Origin of the sequence: Leucobacter sp. Ag1 (assembly GCF_000980875.1) — a bacterium.
Lineage (GTDB): Bacteria > Actinomycetota > Actinomycetes > Actinomycetales > Microbacteriaceae > Leucobacter > Leucobacter iarius.
The window spans coordinates 23,108-42,934 of sequence record NZ_LAYO01000111.1 but is presented as its reverse complement, the minus strand read 5'-3'; the positions used below and the strand labels follow the sequence as shown (position 1 = coordinate 42,934).

Annotated in this window: 19 protein-coding genes; 8 read left to right on the top strand and 11 right to left on the bottom strand. The window is 71.1% G+C overall.

Annotated features, from left to right (window positions below):
* Positions 1 to 16: 16 nt before the first annotated feature.
* From XM48_RS15795 to XM48_RS15785, 3 genes are read left to right on the top strand one after another with little or no spacing between them, the layout of a single operon-like run.
* Complete coding sequence (locus tag XM48_RS15795; RefSeq protein WP_046456808.1) at positions 17 to 706, top strand: response regulator transcription factor; 690 nt, start codon at positions 17 to 19, stop codon at positions 704 to 706.
* Positions 699 to 1,871, top strand: coding sequence for a HAMP domain-containing sensor histidine kinase (locus XM48_RS15790; protein ID WP_304413618.1), 1,173 nt, complete (start codon positions 699 to 701; stop codon positions 1,869 to 1,871). Before XM48_RS15795 ends, XM48_RS15790 begins: the two co-directional genes overlap by 8 nt.
* Positions 1,871 to 2,512: a VanZ family protein gene (locus XM48_RS15785; RefSeq protein WP_084821237.1), complete on the top strand. Its 642-nt coding sequence runs from the start codon at positions 1,871 to 1,873 to the stop codon at positions 2,510 to 2,512. The genes XM48_RS15790 and XM48_RS15785 overlap by 1 nt, the downstream gene beginning before the upstream one ends.
* Here XM48_RS15785 and XM48_RS15780 read toward each other — a convergent pair.
* From XM48_RS15780 to XM48_RS15755, 6 genes are all read right to left on the bottom strand, one after another.
* Positions 2,491 to 4,029 (bottom strand): carboxyl transferase domain-containing protein, encoded by a 1,539-nt coding sequence (locus tag XM48_RS15780; protein WP_046456806.1) that lies wholly within the window; start codon positions 4,027 to 4,029, stop codon positions 2,491 to 2,493. The genes XM48_RS15785 and XM48_RS15780 overlap by 22 nt on opposite strands.
* Positions 4,026 to 5,249 carry a CaiB/BaiF CoA-transferase family protein gene (locus tag XM48_RS15775; protein ID WP_046456805.1) on the bottom strand — a complete coding sequence of 408 codons (1,224 nt, stop codon included), beginning with the start codon at positions 5,247 to 5,249 and terminating at the stop codon, positions 4,026 to 4,028. Before XM48_RS15775 ends, XM48_RS15780 begins: the two co-directional genes overlap by 4 nt.
* Before the next feature lie 122 nt (positions 5,250 to 5,371).
* A complete protein-coding gene (locus XM48_RS15770; protein ID WP_046456804.1) occupies positions 5,372 to 6,580 on the bottom strand; it encodes an amidohydrolase in 1,209 nt (402 codons plus the stop codon).
* Between the two features lie 25 nt (positions 6,581 to 6,605).
* The gene (locus XM48_RS15765; RefSeq protein WP_046456803.1) at positions 6,606 to 8,051 is read right to left on the bottom strand and encodes a sodium:solute symporter; all 1,446 of its coding nucleotides are present in this window, start codon (positions 8,049 to 8,051) and stop codon (positions 6,606 to 6,608) included.
* Positions 8,048 to 8,356, bottom strand: a complete 309-nt coding sequence (locus tag XM48_RS15760; protein WP_046456802.1) for a hypothetical protein — start codon at positions 8,354 to 8,356, stop codon at positions 8,048 to 8,050. The genes XM48_RS15765 and XM48_RS15760 overlap by 4 nt, the downstream gene beginning before the upstream one ends.
* 32 nt (positions 8,357 to 8,388) lie before the next feature.
* On the bottom strand, positions 8,389 to 9,810 hold the full coding sequence (locus XM48_RS15755; protein ID WP_084821236.1) for an amidase: 1,422 nt from the start codon (positions 9,808 to 9,810) through the stop codon (positions 8,389 to 8,391).
* A gap of 161 nt (positions 9,811 to 9,971) precedes the next feature.
* Here XM48_RS15755 and XM48_RS15750 point away from each other — a divergent pair, with 161 nt between their 5' ends.
* A complete protein-coding gene (locus tag XM48_RS15750; RefSeq protein ID WP_046456801.1) occupies positions 9,972 to 10,976 on the top strand; it encodes an Lrp/AsnC family transcriptional regulator in 1,005 nt (334 codons plus the stop codon).
* 12 nt (positions 10,977 to 10,988) lie between these two features.
* Here the strand turns inward: XM48_RS15750 and XM48_RS15745 are convergent, their stop codons facing one another.
* Genes XM48_RS15745 through XM48_RS15735 form a run of 3 tightly spaced genes read right to left on the bottom strand, consistent with a single transcriptional unit; the run spans position 10,989 to position 14,077 of the window.
* A complete protein-coding gene (locus XM48_RS15745) occupies positions 10,989 to 11,768 on the bottom strand; it encodes a sulfite exporter TauE/SafE family protein (RefSeq protein ID WP_046456800.1) in 780 nt (259 codons plus the stop codon).
* Between the two features lie 35 nt (positions 11,769 to 11,803).
* The gene (locus XM48_RS15740; protein WP_046456799.1) at positions 11,804 to 13,345 is read right to left on the bottom strand and encodes a gamma-glutamyltransferase family protein; all 1,542 of its coding nucleotides are present in this window, start codon (positions 13,343 to 13,345) and stop codon (positions 11,804 to 11,806) included.
* 15 nt (positions 13,346 to 13,360) lie between these two features.
* Positions 13,361 to 14,077 carry a FadR/GntR family transcriptional regulator gene (locus XM48_RS15735; RefSeq protein ID WP_046456798.1) on the bottom strand — a complete coding sequence of 239 codons (717 nt, stop codon included), beginning with the start codon at positions 14,075 to 14,077 and terminating at the stop codon, positions 13,361 to 13,363.
* A gap of 224 nt (positions 14,078 to 14,301) precedes the next feature.
* Here XM48_RS15735 and XM48_RS15730 point away from each other — a divergent pair, with 224 nt between their 5' ends.
* The 4 genes from XM48_RS15730 (at position 14,302) to XM48_RS15715 (ending at position 17,792) form a co-directional block, all read left to right on the top strand.
* Positions 14,302 to 15,174, top strand: coding sequence for an ABC transporter substrate-binding protein (locus tag XM48_RS15730; RefSeq protein ID WP_046456797.1), 873 nt, complete (start codon positions 14,302 to 14,304; stop codon positions 15,172 to 15,174).
* 64 nt (positions 15,175 to 15,238) lie between these two features.
* Entirely contained in the window at positions 15,239 to 16,048 is an 810-nt protein-coding gene (locus XM48_RS15725) for an amino acid ABC transporter permease (protein WP_046456796.1), read from the top strand.
* Complete coding sequence (locus tag XM48_RS15720) at positions 16,045 to 16,845, top strand: amino acid ABC transporter ATP-binding protein (RefSeq protein ID WP_369699859.1); 801 nt, start codon at positions 16,045 to 16,047, stop codon at positions 16,843 to 16,845. The genes XM48_RS15725 and XM48_RS15720 overlap by 4 nt, the downstream gene beginning before the upstream one ends.
* A 2-nt stretch (positions 16,846 to 16,847) precedes the next feature.
* The gene (locus XM48_RS15715) at positions 16,848 to 17,792 is read left to right on the top strand and encodes an arginase family protein (RefSeq protein ID WP_046456795.1); all 945 of its coding nucleotides are present in this window, start codon (positions 16,848 to 16,850) and stop codon (positions 17,790 to 17,792) included.
* A 70-nt stretch (positions 17,793 to 17,862) separates the two neighbouring features.
* On the opposite strand, the gene pyrE is transcribed toward XM48_RS15715, so the two are convergent.
* Positions 17,863 to 18,417: an orotate phosphoribosyltransferase gene (gene pyrE / locus XM48_RS15710; protein WP_046456794.1), complete on the bottom strand. Its 555-nt coding sequence runs from the start codon at positions 18,415 to 18,417 to the stop codon at positions 17,863 to 17,865.
* A gap of 9 nt (positions 18,418 to 18,426) precedes the next feature.
* Positions 18,427 to 19,779, bottom strand: a complete 1,353-nt coding sequence (locus tag XM48_RS15705; RefSeq protein WP_046456793.1) for an NAD(P)/FAD-dependent oxidoreductase — start codon at positions 19,777 to 19,779, stop codon at positions 18,427 to 18,429.
* Between the last annotated feature and the right edge of the window lie 48 nt (positions 19,780 to 19,827).

The window sequence follows — 19,827 nt, the reverse complement described above, 5'->3', positions numbered from 1 at the left end:
CTCCTAGCATGGGGGCATGCGCGTACTGATCGTCGAAGACGAGCCCCTGATGGCCGAGGCCGTTCGCGACGGCCTGCGGCTCGAGGCGATCGCGGCCGACATCGCGGGGGACGGCGACACCGCGCTCGAACTGCTGAGCATCAACAGCTACGACATCGCGGTGCTCGACCGGGACGTGCCCGGCCCGTCGGGCGACGAGATCGCCCGGCGCATCGTCGAGTCCGGCAGCGGGATCCCGATCCTGATGGTCACCGCGGCCGACCGGATCGACGACAAGGCTTCGGGCTTCGAGCTCGGTGCCGACGACTACCTGACGAAGCCGTTCGAGCTGCGCGAGCTCGTGCTGCGTCTGCGCGCGCTCGACCGTCGCCGCGCGCACCACCGGCCGCCGGTGCGCGAGATCGCGGGGCTCCGCCTCGACCCGTTCCGCCGCGAGGTGTACCGCGACGGCCGCTACGTCGCCCTCACCCGCAAGCAGTTCGCCGTGCTCGAGGTGCTCGTCGCCGCCGAGGGCGGCGTGATCAGCGCCGAGGAGCTGCTGGAGCGGGCATGGGACGAGAACGCCGACCCGTTCACGAACGCCGTACGGATCACGGTGTCGGCGCTGCGCAAGCGGCTCGGCGAACCGTGGCTGATCGCGACCGTCCCGGGCGTCGGCTATCGCATCGACGTCGAGCCGAGCGCCGAGGGGCCCGGCGGTGCCTAGACCGGCGGTGGATCGCGAGCCCGGGCTGAGCGTCCGGCTGAAGTTCACCCTCAGCTACGCGGCCGTCGTGCTGCTCACCGGTGCGCTGCTGCTCGCGGTCGTCTGGGTCTTCCTGCTGCGCTACGTGCCGGCCGATGCATTCGTCGGCTCGCACTCCGACTCGCCCGATGAGTTCCCGAGCATGTTCTTCCCGGGGCGCAACGATCTGATCCGCGCCTTCGTCCCCGCCGCGATCTGGGCGCTCATCGCCCTCCTCGTCATCGGACTGGTCGGCGGCTGGGTCCTCGCCGGTCGCATGCTGGGCCCGCTGCGCCGGATCACCGCCGCGACCCGTCGCGTCTCCGACGGATCCCTCTCGCACCGCATCGAGCTCGAGGGCCGCCGCGACGAGTTCCGCGAGCTCGCCGACGGCTTCGACTCGATGCTCGATCGGCTCGAGGCCCAGGTGGCCGAGCAGCAGCGCTTCGCGGCGAACGCCTCCCACGAGCTCCGCACCCCGCTCGCGATCACCCAGACCATGCTGGAGGTCGCCCAGAGCGAGCCCGCCCGCGCCGACGACGAACTGCTGGAGCGTCTCCGCACCGTCAACGCACGGGCGATCGAGTTGACCGAGGCGCTGCTCGTGCTGAGCCGCGCCGACCGGCGATCCTTCGATCGCGAACGGGTCGACCTCTCGCTGCTCGGCGAGGAGGCCGCCGAGACGCTGCTGCCGCTCGCCGAGAAGCACGGCGTCGCGATCGAGACCGAGGGCGAGATCGCGCTCGCGTTCGGCTCTCCCCCGCTCCTCCTGCAGACGGTGACGAACCTCGTGCACAACGCGATCGTGCACAACCTCCCGTCGGCCGGGACCGTCCTGATCCGCACGGCCGCGGGTGCCGAGACCTCGCGCATCTCGGTCGAGAACACGGGCGAGCAGGTCAGCCCCGAGCTCGTCTCGACCCTCACGGAGCCGTTCCGGCGCGGTACCGGGCGCATCCGCAGCGACCAGGCCGGGGTCGGCCTGGGCCTCGCGATCGTGCAGAGCATCGTCACGGCGCACGACGGCGCCCTCGACCTGACCGCGTTGCCGGACGGCGGCCTGCGCGCGACCGTCGTGCTGCCGACGGGGAGTCCCGCCGGCGCGCACCGGACGTCGCGCCCGAACGCACCGGACCCTGAGCGCTGATGCCGACAGGTCCGGCCGACCGTCCGGCCCGGCGTCCCGTCTCGCGCAACGCGCTGATCGCGAGCCTCGGCGTCTATCTGCTCGTGCTGACCTGGGCAGTGCTCTGGAAGTTCGAGGTCCCGCACATCGGCGCGGGCGGGCTGCGCGTGATCAAACTGGTCCCGTTCGGGGCCGACACCGAGGCGACGGCGAGCTTCCCGCTCGAGATCCTCGCGAACCTCGTGCTCTTCCTCCCGCTCGGGTGGCACCTCGGGCTCCTCGCACCGCGGCACCGGTCGAAGCGGCACCTGTTCCGGGCCGCCGCGGGCGTCTCCGCAGCGATCAGCCTGCTGCTCGAGACCGCCCAGTTCGTCCTCGCGGTCGGCGTCTCCGACATCACCGACGTGATGGTGAACACCGCGGGCGGGCTCGCCGGGCTCGGGATCCTGGCGCTCGCCCGCCGGGCGCTCGGCGGACGAGCCGATCCGGTTCTGGGCCGCGCCTGCGTCGCCGGCACCGCGTTGGCGCTGGTGCTCGCCGTCGCGGTGCTCGTCTCGCCGCTCCATTTCCGGCAGCGGGACGTCTCCTGCACCGTCCCGGGTGATCCCACCAGTTGCGTCGTGACGTCCGGCCCCGCCGCTCAGACCCCGATCCGCCGGTAGCGGTCGAGCCGCGCGACCCGGCGCCGGTCGCCCTGCTGCAGCATGAGCCCCGCGAGCTCCTGCGCGATCGCGTCGCGCATCCGCCCGCAGAAGTCGACCGGTTCCCGCGCGGCATCGGGCGACTCGGCCACGATCCGGTCGACGATGCCGTTCGCGCGGAGCGCCGCCGAGGCGACGCCCTGCTGCTCGGCGAGCTCCGCCGCGTGCGCCGTGTCCCGGTGCACGATCGCGGATGCGCCCTCGGGCGGGAGCGGGGACAGCCAGGCGTGCTCGGCGGCGATCGTCCGGTCGGCCGGCAGCAGCGCGAGTGCCCCGCCACCGGTCCCCTCGCCGAGCAGCACCGACAGCGTCGGGCCCTGATGGCTCACGAGGTCGGCGAGGCAGTGGGCGATCTCGCTCGCGAGCCCGCCCTCCTCGGCGGCTCGGGACAGCGCGGCCCCCGGGGTATCGATGACGCTGACGAGCGGCAGCCGGAGTTCCTCGGCCAGGTGCATCGCGCGGCGGGCGGCGCGGAGCGCGCCCGGGCCCAGCGGAGCGTACGCGCGCTGCGCGCGACGATCCTGCCCGACGACCACCGCGGGGATACCGCCGAACCGGGCGAGGCTCAGCGAGAGGCCCGGATCCCGTTCGCCCTGGCCCGTGCCCGACAACGGGACGATGTCGCTGGCGGCGTGGCGCAGCAGTTCGCGCAGGCCAGGCCGCCTGCGATCCCGCGTGCGTATGACCGACTCCCAGGTCGCCGCGGAGCCCGCGGGATCCGCCGAGGCGGCCCCGGGATCGGCGGCGCGCGCCACGAGCGCCGCGTGCGTCGGCCGCTCGAGCAACCGCAGCGTCCGCTGCACGACCTCGCGCAGCGCATCGGGCTGGAGCACGCCGTCGATGATCCCGAGCCGCGCGAGGTTCTCGGCGGACTGCACCCCGGCCGGGAACGGCTCGCCGTACAGCGCCTCGTAGACGCGCGGGCCGAGGAAGCCGACGAGCGCGCCCGGCTCGGCCACCGTGACCTGCCCGAGCGAGCCGAACGAGGCGAGCGCGCCGCCCGTCGACGGATGTCTGAGGTAGACGAGGTACGGCAGGCCCTCGTCCTGGTGCGCCGCGACGGCCGCGGCGATCTTCACCATGGCGACGAACGCGACCGTCCCTTCCTGCATGCGGGTGCCGCCCGACGCGGTCGAGGCGAGCACCGGCAGCCGCTCGGCGGTGGCCCGCTCGATCGCGGCGACGAATCGCTCGGCCGATGCCGCCCCGATGGACCCCGCGAGGAACGCGAACTCGCAGGCGATGAGCGCGACCCGGCGTCCGTCGATGAGCGCTTCGCCCGTGATGATCGACTCGTCGACCCCGCTCTTCTCCGCCGCGCGGGCCAGCTCGTCGCGGTAGGCCTCGCCGAGATCGGGCTCGACCGGCGGCGCGTCCCACGAGACGTAGCTGCCGGGATCCGAGATGAGCTCGATGAGCTGCGCGGCCGAGAGGCGGCGCGGACGCTCGGCGGCTGCGCCGCCGACCGCGGCGCTCATGCCGCCTCCTCCGCGACCGGAGCGCTCGGCGCGACGGGAGTACTCGCGAGCCAGGCGCGGATCGCTTCGCTGTGCTGGTCCAGCACGGGCGGCGCCTGGTGCTCGGTCCGCGCGCGCTCCGTCTCCCCTGCCGCATCGACGTCGAAGAAGCGGATCGCCGGCCCCGGCAGCGAGATGCTGCCGAGCGCCGCGTGCTCCACGTCGACGACGAGCCCCTGCGAGCGGACCTGATCCCACTCGTAGACCTCGGTGAGATCGCGCACCTTGCCCGCGGGGATCCCCGCGGCACGCAGCCGATCGAGCAGCGGGACCGCGTCGTGCACCGCGAAGGCGTCCTCGACGAACGCGATCGTCTCTCCACGGCGCGCGACGCGTTCCGGATTCGTCCCGAGCCCCGGCGTCTCGGGGTCCAGGCCGAACTCGGCGCAGAACGCCTGCCACAGCCGCTCGCTGCCGACGCTGATCTGCACCGCGCCGTCGCGGCAGCGGAACAGGCCGTACGGCGCGATCGACGGGTGGTGGTTGCCCTGCGCCTGCGGAGTCTGACCGGCCACGGTGACCCGAGTGCCCTGGAACGCGTGCACGCCGACGATCGACGACAGCAGCGAGGTGCGCACCACGCGCCCGCGGCCCGTGCGCTCGCGCTCGTGCAGCGCGGCGAGCACGCCGACCACGCCGTGGATCCCGCCGAGCAGGTCGGCGATCGGGGTCCCGACCCGTTGCGGGTCCTCGGGGCCCGGTCCCGTGATCGACATGAGCCCGGCCTCGCCCTGCACGATCTGGTCGTAGCCCGCACGCCCGCCCTCGGGCCCGTCGTGGCCGAAGCCCGTGATCGAGAGCTGCACCAGCCGTGGGTTCAGCGCCGCGAGCGCGGCGGTGCCGAAGCCGAGGCGGTCCATCACGCCAGTGCGGAAGTTCTCGATGAGCACATCGGCGCGCTCGAGCAGGCCGGTCAGCACCGCGCGACCGTCGTCGCTCTTCAGGTCGAGCGCGATCGACTCCTTGTTGCGATTGCACGACAGGAAATAGGTAGAGTACGACCGGCCGTCCGCGCCGTCGACGAACGGCGGCCCCCACGATCGAGTGTCGTCTCCGCTGCCCGGCGACTCGACCTTGATCACCCGGGCGCCGAGATCCCCCAGCATCTGCCCGGCGTGCGGTCCCGCGAGCTCGCGGGACAGATCGACCACCAGCAGGTCCTCGAGCGAGCCCTCGTTCATGGTGCGTCCTTTCTGCGTTTCTGCGTTTCTGCGTTTCGATTGCGTCGTGGCTGCCGGCCACCGGCCCGGGTCGGATCCGACCCGGGTTCGGATCCGACCCGGCCGGCGGCCGACGGGCCGGTTCAGCGGCCCAGGGAGTGCCCCAGTGCGGCGAGCGCCGCGCGTACCCCGGTGCTGAGCGTCGGCTCCAGCACGGGCAGGAAGTGGGGCGAGTGGTTCACGGGCGGGGCCGGGTGGTCCGCCGGGAAGCCGCCGAAGACCCAGTAGACGCCCGGTGCACCGGCGCTGTCGGGGAGCGTGCCGAAGTCCTCCGACCCCATCGCGGGCGGAGCCGTGAACACGTTCTTCTCGCCCAGTTCCTCCCGCAGGGCTGCGCGCACCTCCTCCGCACGCACCTCGTCGTTGTGCAGACGGGGGAAGCGGTACAGCTCCTCGATCTCGGGGTGCGGGGCACCCGAGGCGTCGGCCTCCGCGTTCACGATGCGGACGATCGCGGCGAGCACCCGCTCGCGCACATCCTCCGTGAGCGTCCGGATGTTGAGGGTGAACTCGGCCCGGTCCGGGATGATGTTCTCCTTCAGCCCGGCGTGGAACGTGCCGCAGGTGACGACCGCCGGGGACTGCGGCGGCAGCTCGCGGGAGACGATGGTCTGCAGTCGAGCGACCATGTGCACGCCGAGCACGATCGGATCGATCGAGTCCTGCGGCTGCGATCCGTGCGACTGCTTGCCGTGCACGGTGACCCGCAGCGAGTCCGCCATAGCCATCGCGGGGCCCGTCGCGAGCGCGACGGTTCCCGCGGGGGTCTCGGGGAAGACGTGCTGCCCCAGCACGAGCTCCGGCACCGGAGCCCGGTCCCACAGCCCGTCGGCGACCATCGCCGCGGCACCGGCGGCGGTCTCCTCGCCGGGCTGGAACAGCCAGACGACCGTCCCCGCCCAGGAGCCCGGCTGCCGGGCCATCGCGGCGGCCGAGGCGAGCGCGACCGCGACGTGGGTGTCGTGGCCGCACCCGTGCATCACCGGGACGACGGTGCCGTCCGCGAGCGTGCCGGTCGCGGACGAGGCGTAGTCGGCCCCGGTGTCCTCCCGGATCGGCAGCCCGTCGGTGTCGGCGCGGAATCCGATCACCGGGCCGTCGCCGTTGCGCTGGATGCCGACGACCCCCGTGCCGCCGCAGCGGAAGTGCTCGATCCCGAGCTCGCCGAGGCGCGCCTCGATGAACTCGGCGGTGCGGTGCTCCTGCATCGAGAGCTCCGGGTTCGCGTGCAGGTGCCGGTAGTCCGCGTGCAGCGTGTCGCGTTCGGCGTCGGTCAGGCGGGTGTTCAGCATGCTCGGTTCCTTCCGTGATCCGGGGTCATCGCGCGACGGGGACCGCCGCGTCGTCCTCGAACTCGACCTGCTCGACCGCGGTGCCGCCGCGCGCGCGTCGGATCGCCTCGGCGACGACGAGCACCACGAGGTTCGGGACCAGGGCGATGAGGCCGGAGTCGATGCCGCCGGTCGGGATCCCCGCGAAGGTGATCGTCGCGACGGTGACGACGCCGACGAGGACGCCGAGCCCGACGGGCCAGGCCCCCACGCGCACCTTCCGCTGCAGCGCCAGGACGATGCCCGGCGCGAGCTGCGTCGTGCCGCCGTAGGTGAGCAGCAGCAGCGCGCCGATGTCGGAGCGGACGAGGCCGAAGGCGAGCGACAGTCCGAGCGCGACCACGATGACGACGTAGTTGACGGTCATCTTGCGCGCGGGGCTCACGTTCTGCAGCACGTTGGAGCTTACGAGGGTCGAGATGCCCATCACGATGCCGGCGGCCGGCACCATCGCGGCCGAGGCGCCGCCGACCGCGACGAGGCCGAGCACCCAGTCCGGCACGATGTTCCCGGTCATGGTGAGCAGCACCGCGTTGCCGGGGGTGTCCGAGGGCAGCCGCAGCACGGCGGCCATGCCGACCATGATCGGGATGAACAGCAGCAGCTGGTAGATCGGCAGCCACTTCGAGTTGCTCCGCAGCACCTCGCCGCTCTTCGCGGCGAGCATGGGCGGCCACAGGTGCGGCAGCGTCGCGAAGCCCGCGCCGATCACGGTGACGAGCATCGAGGTGACGAACCAGACCGGACCGAAGCCGTCGGCCTGCAGCGTGAGCAGCGTCGGCGTGCGGTCGGCGATCTCGGCGAACACGGGGCTGATGCCGTTGAAGCTGATCGCCACCCCCGCGATCACGACGATGAGCGCGAGCGCCATCAGGATGTCCTTCAGGATCGCGACGCGTGCGATGCCCTTGATGCCCGACCAGGCGACGAAGATCGCGACCAGGATGCTCGCGATGACCATGCTCAGGCCGCGGGCGCTGGAGCTGCCGGTCGCGAGCTCGACGATCATGCCGAGCCCTGTGATCTGCAGCTGCAGGTAGGGGATGAGCGTGATGGCGCCGATGATCGCGACCACCTTGCCGAGCCAGCGGGCGCGGAACCGGTCCTCGAAGTAGTCGGCCATGGTGAGGTAGCCGCGGCGCTGGGCGAGCTCGCGGATGCGCGGAGCGACGAAGTAGTTGATCGGCCAGGCCATGGTCAGGTAGCCGATGGCGTAGACCGCGCTCGCGCCGCCGCCGAAGGCGAGGCCCGCGAGGCCGAGGAAGCTGAAGGTCGTCAGCGACTCGCCCGCCTGCAGGAACCAGGTGGTCCACTTCGGGATGTCGCGCTTGCCGACGACCCAGTGCGAGGCGCTGGTCTGCCTGCGTCGGAGGCCGATGCCGAGCGCCCCGATGATCAGGATCCCGACGATGATGATGATCGCGACGGTCATCGGATCCCCTCCTCTTCCTCGGCGGCGATGCGCTCGAGGCGCAGCAGCTGGATCTGCTGGGTCTCGAGGCGCTCCTTCTCGGCGAGGTCGGCCTCGCGGCCGCCGTTGCGCAGGTACAGGGACTCGACGATCTGGATGCTCACGACGGTGAGGACCACGAGGACCGCGATCCACACGAGCACGGCCGGCAGGCCGAACCACAGGGTCGGCTCCTGCGCGAAGGTCCAGAACGGGGTCGAGAAGAAGCCGAGGATCGGGATGCCGATGATGGCGGCCCGTCCGGGCGTCAGCAGTCGGGGTTTCATATTGCTCCTTTGCAATAGCTGGGCGGTTCGGGTCAGCGGGAGAGCGCCATCGGTGCGCTGCGCCAGACGGGGAGTTCGCGCTCGAACTGGCGGGCCAGGGAGAGCAGCAGCGCTTCGCTGCGCGGGGGCGCGATGAGCTGCAGGCCGACGGGAAGCCCCTCGGGGCTGAACCCGCAGGGCACGCTGATCGCGGCGAAGCCGGTCACCGAGATCCGCCAGCTCGCTCGCATCCAGTCGAGGTAGTCCGCCTGCGCGACGCCATTGATCTCGCTCGGCCAGTGCTGCTCGGCGGGGAACGGGAGCACCGTGGTGACCGGAGCGGCCAGCACGTCGATGCGCTCGAACAGCTCGACCATGCCGTTGTAGACGCGAGTGCGCTGTTCGCGCGCCTCGGTGAAATCGGCGATCCCGAGTCCGAGCCCGTACTCGGTGTTCGCCACGAGCTCGGGGCTGAGGATGCTGCGGTGCTCGTCGATCAGCGCGCCGAAGCCCCGGGCGTAGCCGATACCGCGCAGCACGCGGAACGCGGGGTCCGCCTCCGCGAGCTCGGGCTCGACATCCGCGACGGCGTGCCCGAGCCGCTGCAGCGCGGGCAGTCCTTCGCCGTCGAGCACCTCGGTCACCGCCGGCTGGATGTCGAGACCGCCGAGCGTGCGGCTCCACCCGATGCGCAGCGGCCCCGCGAGCTCGGGGATCCCGGGTGCGAGCGCGTCGGGGAACGCGAGCGGCGACCGGGCGTCGCCGCCCGAGAGCACCGAGAGCAGCAGCGCCGCGTCGCCGACGGTGCGGCCCATCGGACCGTTGGTGGCGAGGGACTCCCAGGCGTCCTTCGACGGCCAGTTCGGCACGCGCCCGATGGAGGGGCGCAGGCCGACCACGTTGCAGAAGGCCGCCGGATTGCGCAGCGAGCCGCCCATGTCCGAGCCGTCGGCCACCGAGGACAGTCCCGCGGCGAGCGCGGCGGCGGCACCGCCGCTCGATCCTCCTGCGCTGCGGTCCGGCGCGTAGGGGTTCGTGGTCGTCCCGAACACCCGGTTGTAGGTGTGCGATCCGGTGCCGAACTCGGGGGTGTTGGTCTTGCCGTAGATCACGGCGCCCGCCGCGCGCATGCGCTCGACCACCAGGCTGTCGCGGACCGGCACGTGCTCGGCGTGCAGCTGCGAGCCGTAGGTGCTGCGCAGGCCGGCGGTGTCCTCGAGGTCCTTGACCGCGATGGGGAGACCCTCGAGCGGGCGCACGGGCTCGCCCGCCGCGCGTCGGCGGTCGGACTCGGCGGCCGCGGCTTCCGCCGCGTCGAAGTCCACCGTCACGACGGCGTTGATGACGGGGTTGATCCGCTCGTAGCGCTCGCGCGTCTCGCTCAGCAGCTCGCGCGCCGAGAGCTCGCCGCGGTCGAGTGCTTCGATCTGCTCCAGCGCGCTGCCGCGGCAGAGATCGATGTCCGTTTCAGTCACTCACTCCTCCTTGAATGAGTAGATCGGGAAACTTTCGCCCCCGAAGTGTCCTCTTTAGGTATTGATCGTGGGACATCGTGGCGATTCTGTCAACCTCGAATAGCTTTCGTGTCCGAAAAGCCACCTTTCGAGCCGTTAGGCTCCTGAGCAGGAGGTGTGCAATGACCGAGCCGCTCGACCAGGCAGACCGCGAGATCTGCGCCGCGCTGCTGCGCAACGGGCGCGCCTCGTGGCGCCTCATCGCCCAGACCACGGGCCTGCAGGAACGCACCGTCGCACGCCGCGGCGCGCGGCTCATCGAGCAGGGCCTCGTGCGGGTCCGGGGGCTGTCCCAGCCCCACCTCATCGACCGCGGCGACGGCTACTTCGCCCGGATCGAGTGCCGTCCGGCCGACCTCGGCGCCGTCGCCGGCTGGCTCGCGCACCGACCCGAGACGCTGTGGGTCGCCACGCTCATCGGCGAGAGCGCGATCATCTCCGAGGTCTACATCCGCTCGGACGACCGGTCCCGGTTCATCGAGGAGGAGCTCGCGACCCAGCCGGTCACCGGGTACTCCTTCGAGTACATCGATCGCTTCCGCCGCACCGTGCGCGGCTGGCACCCCGACATCCTCAGCTCCGAGCAGCTCGACATGCTCGGCGAGGACGAGAGCCGGGCGCTCCGGGCCGCCGCGGAGCACCGGAACGAGGGCCTCGAACCGGATCAGACGGACTCCGAGATCATCCGCCTGCTGAGCATCGACGGCCGACTGAGCATCGACGCGATCGCGAGCGCGGTGGGGATCGCGAAGCCGACCGTGCGCAAGCGCATCGCGCAGATGCAGCGCACCGATTACCTGAGCATCCGCGCCGTGATCGATCCCGCGCTGCTGGGGTTCCCGCTCGAGTCGCTGATCACGGTGCACGCCCCGGCGTCGCGCGTCGACGAGGTCGCGGCGTTCCTCGCCCAGGACTGGCGCACCCGCTGGGCCGCCGAGCTGCCGACGGGGCCGAGCGTGCGCGCGCTGCTCACCCTGTCATCGCGCCGGGAACTCTTCGGGCTGCTCCACGACCTCGAGGCCGGCCTCGCCGACCGGGGTGCGCTGCGGATCGAGTCGAGCCCGCTCCTCACCCACTACAAGCGCAGCGACGTGGTCCTGCCCGTCGCGGGCGACCCCGCCCCGTAGCGGCTCGAGCGCCTACTTCGTCTTCGGCTTCCGCATCTTCAGCGCCATCTGCACGAGCACGAAGGCGAGCAGGATCGAGAAGGCGATGTTCGACCAGAGCGGCGAGATGTGCGTCGCGAGCACCGATCCGAGCGGCGAGAGCACGCTCGCCGAGATCCCGAGCGCGGCCGCGGCACGCAGATCGACGTTGCGCCGGCGGAAATTGCCGAGCGTGCCCGAGATCGATCCGGGGATCAGCATGATGAGCGAGGTGCCCTTCGCGATCAGATCCGAGGCGCCGAAGAAGAACATCAGGATCGGCACCACGACAACACCGCCGCCGACGCCGAGGAGGCCCGAGAGCACCCCGGTGATGAGGCCGGTGACGACGAGCATCACGGCCGAGAACCAGGTGATCCCGATCTCGGAATCGCGCTGGGGCACCACGAACCAGAGGCTGACGGCGACCGCCGCGAGGAACACCATGAACATCCAGCGCAGGAATCCCGTGGGGACCTTCGACAGCAGGTAGCTGCCGATCTGCGCGCCGACGACGATGCCGATCGCGAGGCAGAGCGCGGCGATCCAGTCGACGTTGCCCTGCACCGCGTACCCGATGCCGCCCACGATGGCCGCGGGCAGGATCGCGGCCACCGAGGTGCCCGCGGCGAGCCGCTGCGGGAACTGCAGCAGGAGGACGAGCAGCGGCACGAGGACGATGCCGCCGCCGATGCCGAACAGTCCGGAGAGCAGGCCGGTGACCGCGCCGAGCACGATCAGGATGATGATTCCGGGGCGCGGGCTGTCGGTCATGCTGCCTTCCAGGGCGGGGACGGGTGCGGGTGCGGTCATCGGACGATTGCCGAACCGTCGGAGCGGGGATCGCTCGCGGCGGCGTAGTCGGTGCCGTCGACGCGGATCAGGTTCGAGTGCCCGAGGTCCTCGGAGTGCGGGGGCACGATGTCGACGGGGAACCCGGCCTCCGCGATCGCGACGCGCGCCGCCTCCGGCACATCGGCCTCGGCCATGACCCGCACCTCTCCGGCGTCGTTCGGCTCGCACACCATCCAGCGCGGCGCGTGCGTGGCTTCGGCGGGGTTTCCGCCCTCGAGCGCGCGCAGCAGGAGCTGGGTGTGGATCTGCGGCTGCGCGGATCCGCCCATGGTCGACGGCACCCACGCGAGCTCTCCGCCGTGCAGGACGAGCACGGGCATGAGCGTGTGCTTCGGCCGCTTGCGCGGCGCGAAGGCGTTCGGCGCGGCCGGGTCGAGCGAGAACGAGGTGCCGCGGTTCTGGAAGAGGATCCCCGTCTCGGGTTCGAGCACGCAGGCGCCGAAGCCGAAGTAGACGGAGTTGATGAGCGAGATCGCCCACCCGTCCTCGCTCACCGCGCTGATGCCGACGGTGTCCCCCGTGGGCTTCGGCTGCCCGGGCAGCGGATGCTCGGGGGTCGCCATCTCGATGAGCTCGGCTCCGCTGAGCCCGCCCATGCGGGGGTCGGTGAGCGAGGCCGCCCGCACCGCGTTGGCCGCGGCGAAGGCGCGGGCGAGCTCCCCGGCTCCGGTCGCCAGGGGGTCGGCGATCGGCGCACCGGCGACGAGGCCCTCGATCGCTTCGAGCGTGCGCAGCAGCATGAACCCCGAGCTGTTCGGCGGGCCGGTGAACACCCGGTGCTCGGCGAACGGTGCGCTGAGCGGTTCGTCCCAGTGGGCCGAGTAGTCGATGGCGTCCTGCTTCGTGATCTTCGAGCCGAGCGCGGCCAGGCCCGCGATCCAGCGGTCGGCGGTCTCGCCCTCGTAGAACTCGGCGGATCCGCCCGCCGCGACCCGGCGCAGGGTCTCGGCGAGCGCTGGTTGCACGAGGTCGTCGTATTCGGCGAGCGGTTCGCCCCCGGGAAGGAACACTCCGCGGCACCCGGGATCCCATTCGAGCGACTCGCGGTCCTCGAGGATCGCGGCCGCGACCGAGCTCGCGGTGGGGACGCCGTCGGCGGCGTAGCGGATCGCCGCCTCGAAGTGCGCATCCCAGCCGAGCGCCGCGCCGTACTCGTGCAGCGAGTTCCAGCCGCACACTCCGCCCGGGACGGTGACGGTGTCGATGCCGCGCAGCGGGAGCCGGTCGCCGTGCGCGGCGCGCAGCGCTTCGAGCGTCTGGCCGGCGGGCGCCGGGCCCGTGCCGTTGAGGAAGCGGATCTCGCCGTCGGGACTGCGCACCAGCGCGACCAGATCGCCACCGAGCGCCACGTTGTTGGGGTAGACGACGCAGAGCGCCGCCGCCGCGGCGAGCGCGGCGTCGATCGCGTTGCCGCCGGCGTCGAGCGCGGCGGCTCCCGCCTCGGTCGCGAGGTAGTGGGATGTGGAGATCGCTCCCCGGGTCGGCTGCACGGTCATCTTCGTCCGTTCCTCTCAGTTCGCGTTCTGCGCTGCGGCCGCAGCGATCTGCTGGCCGATGTCGAGCACGTGCTCGCGCGCTTCGCGCTCGGCGGTCTCCCCATCGCCCGCGGCGATCGCCTCGTAGATGCGCCGGTGCGCGGCGCTCGATACGACCCGTCGGGCCTTGGTCTGGTAGCGACTCGCACGGCTCGGCGCGATCTGCTGCGCGATCTCGCTGTTGATGAAGGCGAGCAGCGGGTTGTGCGCGTACTGCGCGATGGCCTGGTGGAACGCGCGGTCCAGTTCGGCGTAGCGCTCCTGGGTCGCGTCGCCCTCCATCGCCTCGACGAGCTCCCGCAACTGGGCGATGTCGCGCGCGGTGGCGCGGTTCGCCGTGATGCGGGCGATCGGGGGCTCGATGATGGCGCGGAGCTCCATGATGTCGTGCAGCTCGGGGTGCAGCGAGGCGACGCCGGTGAGCATGCCGTCGGTGATCCCCGCGCCGTCGCTGGGCTGCAGCACGATCGTGCCGCGGCCGGGCCTGCGGTCGATGAGCCCGCGGTTCTCGAGCTCGCGCAGGGCCTCGCGGATCGAGACCCGCGAGACGCCGAGGTGCGCGGCGAGCTCGCGCTCGGCCGGGAGGCGGTCTCCGGGGGCCAGCTGCCCGTCGAGGATCAACCGTTCCAGATCGACCGACAGCCGTTCGGGGACGGAGAGGGTCGTCGAGCGCCCCAGTGCGGACCAGTCCATCGGTGCCTCCTTCGTGGTCTGTACAGCCTTCAACCTAGCGATTCCCGTCATCGGATCGAGACCTTCTTCCCCGTGGGATTCCGTTGACGGGTCGAATCGTTCGGGGTATGGTTCTCGAAGCTTAGTCAGTTGGTCTGACCAACTGACGATAGTCAGCATAACCCCACCACGGGGAAATGCGCCAGCGGGCCGCCCGGCCCGACCACCGACAAGGAGAAATCATCGTGGCTTTCCCCGCATCCCCCGTCCGCACCCTCGCCGCGCTCGCGGTCGTCGCGACCGCGTCCGTCGCACTGCTCACCGGCTGCTCCTCGGGCCCCTCCGAAGCCGAGAAGACCGCTACCGCAGATGCGAAAGTCGCACCGCCGACCGTGCTGAAGGCCGGCACCCTCACCGTCTGCACCGGCGATACGCCGCCCAACATCTTCTACGACGAGAACAACGAGCTCCAGGGCGTCGAGATCGATCTCGCGAACGCGCTCGCGAAGCAGCTCGGCCTCACCACCAAGCTCGAGGAGTACGCGTTCTCCGGGCTCATCCCCGCGATGCAGGCCAAGCAGTGCGACGTGATCATGGGTTCGCTCTACATCAAGCCGGAGCGCGAGAAGATCGCGAACTTCGTGCCCTACCTCTACTCGGGAACCGGAGTGGGCGTCAGCAAGAAGAACCCGGCGAAGATCACCGGCTTCGACGAGAGCCTCTGCGGCGCCAAGGTCGTCGCCATCACCGGAGCGACCGGCGGCAACGGCGCCGAGGAGCTCTCCAAGAAGTGCGTCGCCGACGGCAAGAAGGGCCTCGAGCTCACCCTGGTGGACGAGGGCACCGCGGCCGTGCAGCAGGTGATCAACGGCCAGGTCGAGGCGTTCATCGATACCTCCGAGATCATGAGCTTCTACGAGAAGCAGTCGAAGGGCGCCTTCACGATGGTCGGCGAACCCTCGGACAAGATCCGCATCGGCGCCGCGACCCTCAAGCAGAACACCGCGCTCAACACGGCCCTCGACGACGCGTTCAAGTCCCTCGTCGACAGCGGCGAGTACCGGAAGATCCTCGACAAGTGGGGCGTCGCCTCCAACGACATCACCAAGACCTCCTAGCCCACCCCGCGGCGGGGCGCTCGATCCGGCCCCGCCGCACCCCGACATGCAAGGACGCATCACCATGACATTCGACTGGGAGTACTTCTGGCAGGCGCTGCTCGCCCCCAACCAGAGCTTTCTGAACGGTCTCGCCCTGACCATCATCATCTCGATCGTCGCGATGGCGCTCGCGCTCGTACTCGGCCTCGTCGTCGCCCTCATGGGGCGCAGCCGGTTCCTCCCCCTGCGCGTCATCGCCAGCCTCTACGTCTGGATCATCCGCGGCACCCCGCTCCTGGTCCAGCTCGTGATCCTCTACACCGGTTTCGCGGCGGCCAACATCTTCCGCTTCGAAGACCTCTCGGTCGGATTCCTCATCAAGGGGGCGGTGCAGGCCGCGATCATCGGCCTCATGCTCAACGAGAGCGCGTACATCTCCGAGATCGTCCGCGGCGGGCTCGAATCCATCGAGAAGGGCCAGACCGAAGCGGCACTCTCGCTCGGCATGACCCCGCTCAGCTCCATGCGCTGGATCATCGTCCCGCAGGCGATCCGCGTCATGGTGCCTCCGCTCGGCAACTCCTTCAACGGCCTCATGAAGAGCACCTCGATCCTGTCGATCATCGGCGTCGCCGAGATGTTCCAGGTCGGAAGCACGATGGCCTCGTCGACGTTCAAGGCGTTCGAGATCTACATCGTGGTCGCGCTCTACTACCTGCTGCTCACCACGATCTGGACCGTGATCCAGACCGCCATCGAGAACTGGCTCAACACGAAGGCCGGCCTGCCGAAGGCCGAGTCGATCTGGAAGCGGCTCTTCGGCATGCGCAGCAAGCGCGACCGCCTCGCCCCCAAGAACCCCATCGCCGCCCTGGAAGGAGCCGCAGCGTGAGCATCACCGACTACACCGTCCCCGTGCAGACCTCCGATGGGCCGATCGTTCGCACGGTCGGCATCGAGAAGTGGTTCGGCGACCGGCAGATCCTCTCGGACGTATCCCTCGAGATCCAGCGCGGCGAGGTCGTGGTCCTGGTCGGCCCATCGGGCGCCGGCAAGACCACCTTCCTGCGGACCCTGAACCGCCTCGAACCCATCGAGGGCGGGGAGATCCACGTGAACGGGCAGCGCATCGGCGAGCGTCAGCGCGGCGGCCGCACGGTCGAGATCTCCGCCCGCGAGCTCGCCCACCAGCGCGCCGACATCGGATTCGTGTTCCAGCACTTCAATCTGTTCCCGCACATGACCGTGCTCGAGAACATCTGGCACTCCCCCGTGCGGGTGAAGGGCGAGAAGAAGAGCGAGGCCATCGCCTACGCCCGCGAGCTCCTGGCCCGCGTCGGCCTCGCCGACAAGGCGGACGCCCGGCCCCGCTCGCTCTCCGGCGGACAGCAGCAGCGCGTCGCGATCGCTCGGGCGCTGGCGATGCGACCCGCGCTCATGCTGTTCGACGAGCCCACGAGCGCGCTCGACCCCGAGATGGTCGGCGAGGTGCTCCAGGTGATGAAGGATCTGGCCGCGGCCGGCATGACCATGATCGTGGTGAGCCACGAGATGGGGTTCACCCGCGAGGTGGCCGACCGCGTCATCGTCATGGACGCCGGGACCATCATCGAGCAGGGCGATCCGGAGCTCGTCTTCACCAACCCGTCCCACGAGCGGACCCGGCAGTTCCTGTCGAAGGTGCTCTGACCGTGGGCAGCGACGCGGGAACGGGCTCGACCCGCAGGCCGTCGGGCACCCTGTTCGGCGTGCCGCACGCGGATTCGCCGGTCGGGGCCCGCGCCGCGGTGCTCGGAGTTCCCTTCGACATGGGCGCGCACCCCTCGCGCATCGGCGGGCGCGGCGGCCCCGCGCACGTCCGGGCGGCGTCGCTGCTCGTCGCGGAGAGCGCGGAGGACCTCGGCATCGATCCGATCGCGCACCTGGGTCTCGTCGACCTCGGCGACGTCGATGTGATCCCCGGCCAGGTCGACGAGGCCTTCGCCCGGATCGCCGCCGAGATCGGCGCGATCCTCGATGCCGGAGCGCTCCCCGTGACGCTCGGCGGTGACGGAGCGGTGACACTCCCCCAGCTGCGGGAGGCTCACCGACGGCACCCCGACCTGGTCCTCATCCACTTCGACGCGCACACCGACGCGTACGAGCTGTTCGAGCCGCAGCGCTACAACAACGCGAACTCCTTCGTGCACGCCGCGGAGGAGGGGGTCGTCGACGTGAGCCGGTCCTTCCACATCGGGATCAGGGACACCGAGGTGGCCGGCCGGCCCGGCGTGATCGGTGTCGCCGAGCGGCTCGGCTACCGGGTGCGTCCCATGCGCGCGATCCGGGAAGCCGGCATCCCGGCGATCCTCGACGAAGTCCGCGAGGCCGCCGGAGCGCGCCCCGTCTACCTGTGCTGGGACATGGACGTGTTCGATCCGTCGGTCGCCCCGGGCGTCGTCACGCCCGCGTGGGGCGGCCTCACCACGGCGCAGGGCCTCGAACTGCTCGCGGGCGTCGCCGCGCTGAACGTCGTCGTGCTCGACGTCAACACGGTCTCGCCGACGCACGACCTGCGCGATCAGACGGGCAGCCTCGCCGCCCACGTCGTGCTCGAGGCGTTGAAGGCCGCGACGGTGCGGGACCTCGCCCGCTGACCATGGGCGCCCGAACGCGGAACGGCCCCGGTCCGGTTCAGGATCGGGGCCATTCCGTCGATTCGACGCGCTACTGGGGGTCGAGCCCCAGGTCCGAGAGACCGATCGCGTACCGGTACTCGTAGCCCGCGGCCTCGATCCGCTCCTTGGCGGGGGCCTGGCGATCGACGACCACGGCGACCGCGGCGATCTCGGCGCCGACCTTCTCGAGCGCCTCGATGGCCTTGAGCGGCGACCCGCCCGTGGTCGAGGTGTCCTCCACCACGATCACGCGCTTGCCGGCGAGGTCCGGCCCCTCGACCTGGCGGCCTCGACCGTGATCCTTCGGCTCCTTGCGCACCACGAACGAGTCGTAGACCTCGCCGCGGGCGACGCCCTGGTGCATGATCGCCGACGCGATCGGATCGGCGCCCATGGTGAGGCCGCCCACCGCGACGACGCCGTCGACGTCGCCGATGAGGTCGAGCATGACCTGGCCGATGAGCGGAGCCGCACGGTGGTCGAGGCTCAGCTTGCGGAGATCGATGTAGTAGGTGGCCTTCTTCCCGCTCGTGAGCGTGAAGTCGCCGTGGAACACGGCCTCGGTCTTGATGAGCTCGATGAGCTGGCTGCGCGCGTCGGACATGCTGCGATTCTACTGCCCGGCGGCGAGCAGGGCGGCCCGCTCCCCCATGCGGATCGCGCCGTCGATGTGCGTGTATCCGAGGCCCGCGATGTCGGAGCAGGCGAAGTGGATCGGCCCGACCGACGACCGCACCAGCTCCTCGTAGCGGGTGATCCCGCCGATGCCGGGGCTCGTGCCGTAGGCGCCCCGGGTGAACTCCTCGTCGATCCAGTCGCTCTCGGTGTAGAAGGCGGGCTCGAGCGCCCGCTCCCCGAAGTACTTCGCGAAGGATCCGAGGATCGCCTCGCGGCGCGCGTCGGCGTCCAGTTCCAGCATCGCGTCGGCCTGCCGATCCGAGATGAAGCCGACGAGCGTCCCGCCCGCGTAGTCGGGCGCTGTGTTGTCGTAGACCTCGTGCACGATCTCGTGCGGACCGTAGGTGCTGCCCGAGAGCCCCTCCGCACGCCAGAACGGCTCGTCGTAGAACGCCTGCACCTTGATCACGCTGCCCATCGAGAACTGCTGCAGCATCTGCGCCTTGCGCCCCGGCAGCGCCGGCTCGAAGTCGATGCGCGACACCAGGTGCGGTCCGAGCGCGACGATCGCCTCCTGCGCACGGACCGCGACCTCCGAGCCGGTGACGGTCACTCCGTCGGGTCCGTGAGCCACGGAGCGCACATCGGCGTTCAGCCGGATCCGCTCCGCGCCGACCTCCTCCGCGAGGCGGAACGGCACGTTGTGCATGCCGCCGAGCACGCGCTCGTTGAGCACGAGGTCGAGGTCCGCGAGATCCGTGAAGCCGCCGGCGCTGGCCGCCATCACGAGCGCGGCCAGCAGCGAGAACGCCTCGGCCGGCTTCGTCAGCATGCCGCCCGAGACGAACGGGGCGACGAACGCCACCGCATCGTCGTCGTCGGTGTTCGCGCGCAGCCAGGCGTCGAACGAGACCGCGTCGAACTCGGTCGCGCGCGGGTGGGTCCAGGGCTCGAAGGGATCGACCTCCTTCGAGAGGGCGTCGAGCTCGTCGCTCAGGCGCATGATCTCGGCGAGCGTGCCCGCGGCGAGCGGCGGCAGGTCCGTGGCGTGCCGGATCCGGGCACCGGCACGATCGATGTAGATCTCGTCGCCGTCCCGATAGCGCGCGAAGGTCTCGAGGCCCAGCTCCGCGATGAGCGCGATCAGCCGCTCCTGGTCGGGCGCCACCCACTGGCCCCCGACCTCGACGAGGAAGCCGTTCGACAGGTCCGACTTGACCCGCCCGCCGACGCGGTCCCGCGCTTCGAGGACGACGACCTCGCGGCCGGCCTGGCGCAGGCGATGCGCGGCGGTGAGCCCGGCGACGCCGGCTCCGATGACGACGACGTCGGTTTCGATGTGCTCCATGAGCTGCCCTTCCTCGGGGTTCGCGACCGCCGGTTCGGCGGTCTGTTC

What these genes read in the sequence shown, in the direction of transcription:
- XM48_RS15795 (WP_046456808.1), top strand. Translation starts at nt 17, where the DNA reads ATGCGCGTACTGATCGTCGAAGACGAGCCCCTGATGGCCGAGGCCGTT.
- XM48_RS15785 (WP_084821237.1), top strand. Translation starts at nt 1,871, where the DNA reads ATGCCGACAGGTCCGGCCGACCGTCCGGCCCGGCGTCCCGTCTCGCGC.
- XM48_RS15780 (WP_046456806.1), bottom strand. Translation starts at nt 4,029, where the DNA reads ATGAGCGCCGCGGTCGGCGGCGCAGCCGCCGAGCGTCCGCGCCGCCTC.
- XM48_RS15775 (WP_046456805.1), bottom strand. Translation starts at nt 5,249, where the DNA reads ATGAACGAGGGCTCGCTCGAGGACCTGCTGGTGGTCGATCTGTCCCGC.
- XM48_RS15770 (WP_046456804.1), bottom strand. Translation starts at nt 6,580, where the DNA reads ATGCTGAACACCCGCCTGACCGACGCCGAACGCGACACGCTGCACGCG.
- XM48_RS15765 (WP_046456803.1), bottom strand. Translation starts at nt 8,051, where the DNA reads ATGACCGTCGCGATCATCATCATCGTCGGGATCCTGATCATCGGGGCG.
- XM48_RS15760 (WP_046456802.1), bottom strand. Translation starts at nt 8,356, where the DNA reads ATGAAACCCCGACTGCTGACGCCCGGACGGGCCGCCATCATCGGCATC.
- XM48_RS15750 (WP_046456801.1), top strand. Translation starts at nt 9,972, where the DNA reads ATGACCGAGCCGCTCGACCAGGCAGACCGCGAGATCTGCGCCGCGCTG.
- XM48_RS15745 (WP_046456800.1), bottom strand. Translation starts at nt 11,768, where the DNA reads ATGACCGACAGCCCGCGCCCCGGAATCATCATCCTGATCGTGCTCGGC.
- XM48_RS15740 (WP_046456799.1), bottom strand. Translation starts at nt 13,345, where the DNA reads ATGACCGTGCAGCCGACCCGGGGAGCGATCTCCACATCCCACTACCTC.
- XM48_RS15735 (WP_046456798.1), bottom strand. Translation starts at nt 14,077, where the DNA reads ATGGACTGGTCCGCACTGGGGCGCTCGACGACCCTCTCCGTCCCCGAA.
- XM48_RS15725 (WP_046456796.1), top strand. Translation starts at nt 15,239, where the DNA reads ATGACATTCGACTGGGAGTACTTCTGGCAGGCGCTGCTCGCCCCCAAC.
- pyrE (WP_046456794.1), bottom strand. Translation starts at nt 18,417, where the DNA reads ATGTCCGACGCGCGCAGCCAGCTCATCGAGCTCATCAAGACCGAGGCC.
- XM48_RS15705 (WP_046456793.1), bottom strand. Translation starts at nt 19,779, where the DNA reads ATGGAGCACATCGAAACCGACGTCGTCGTCATCGGAGCCGGCGTCGCC.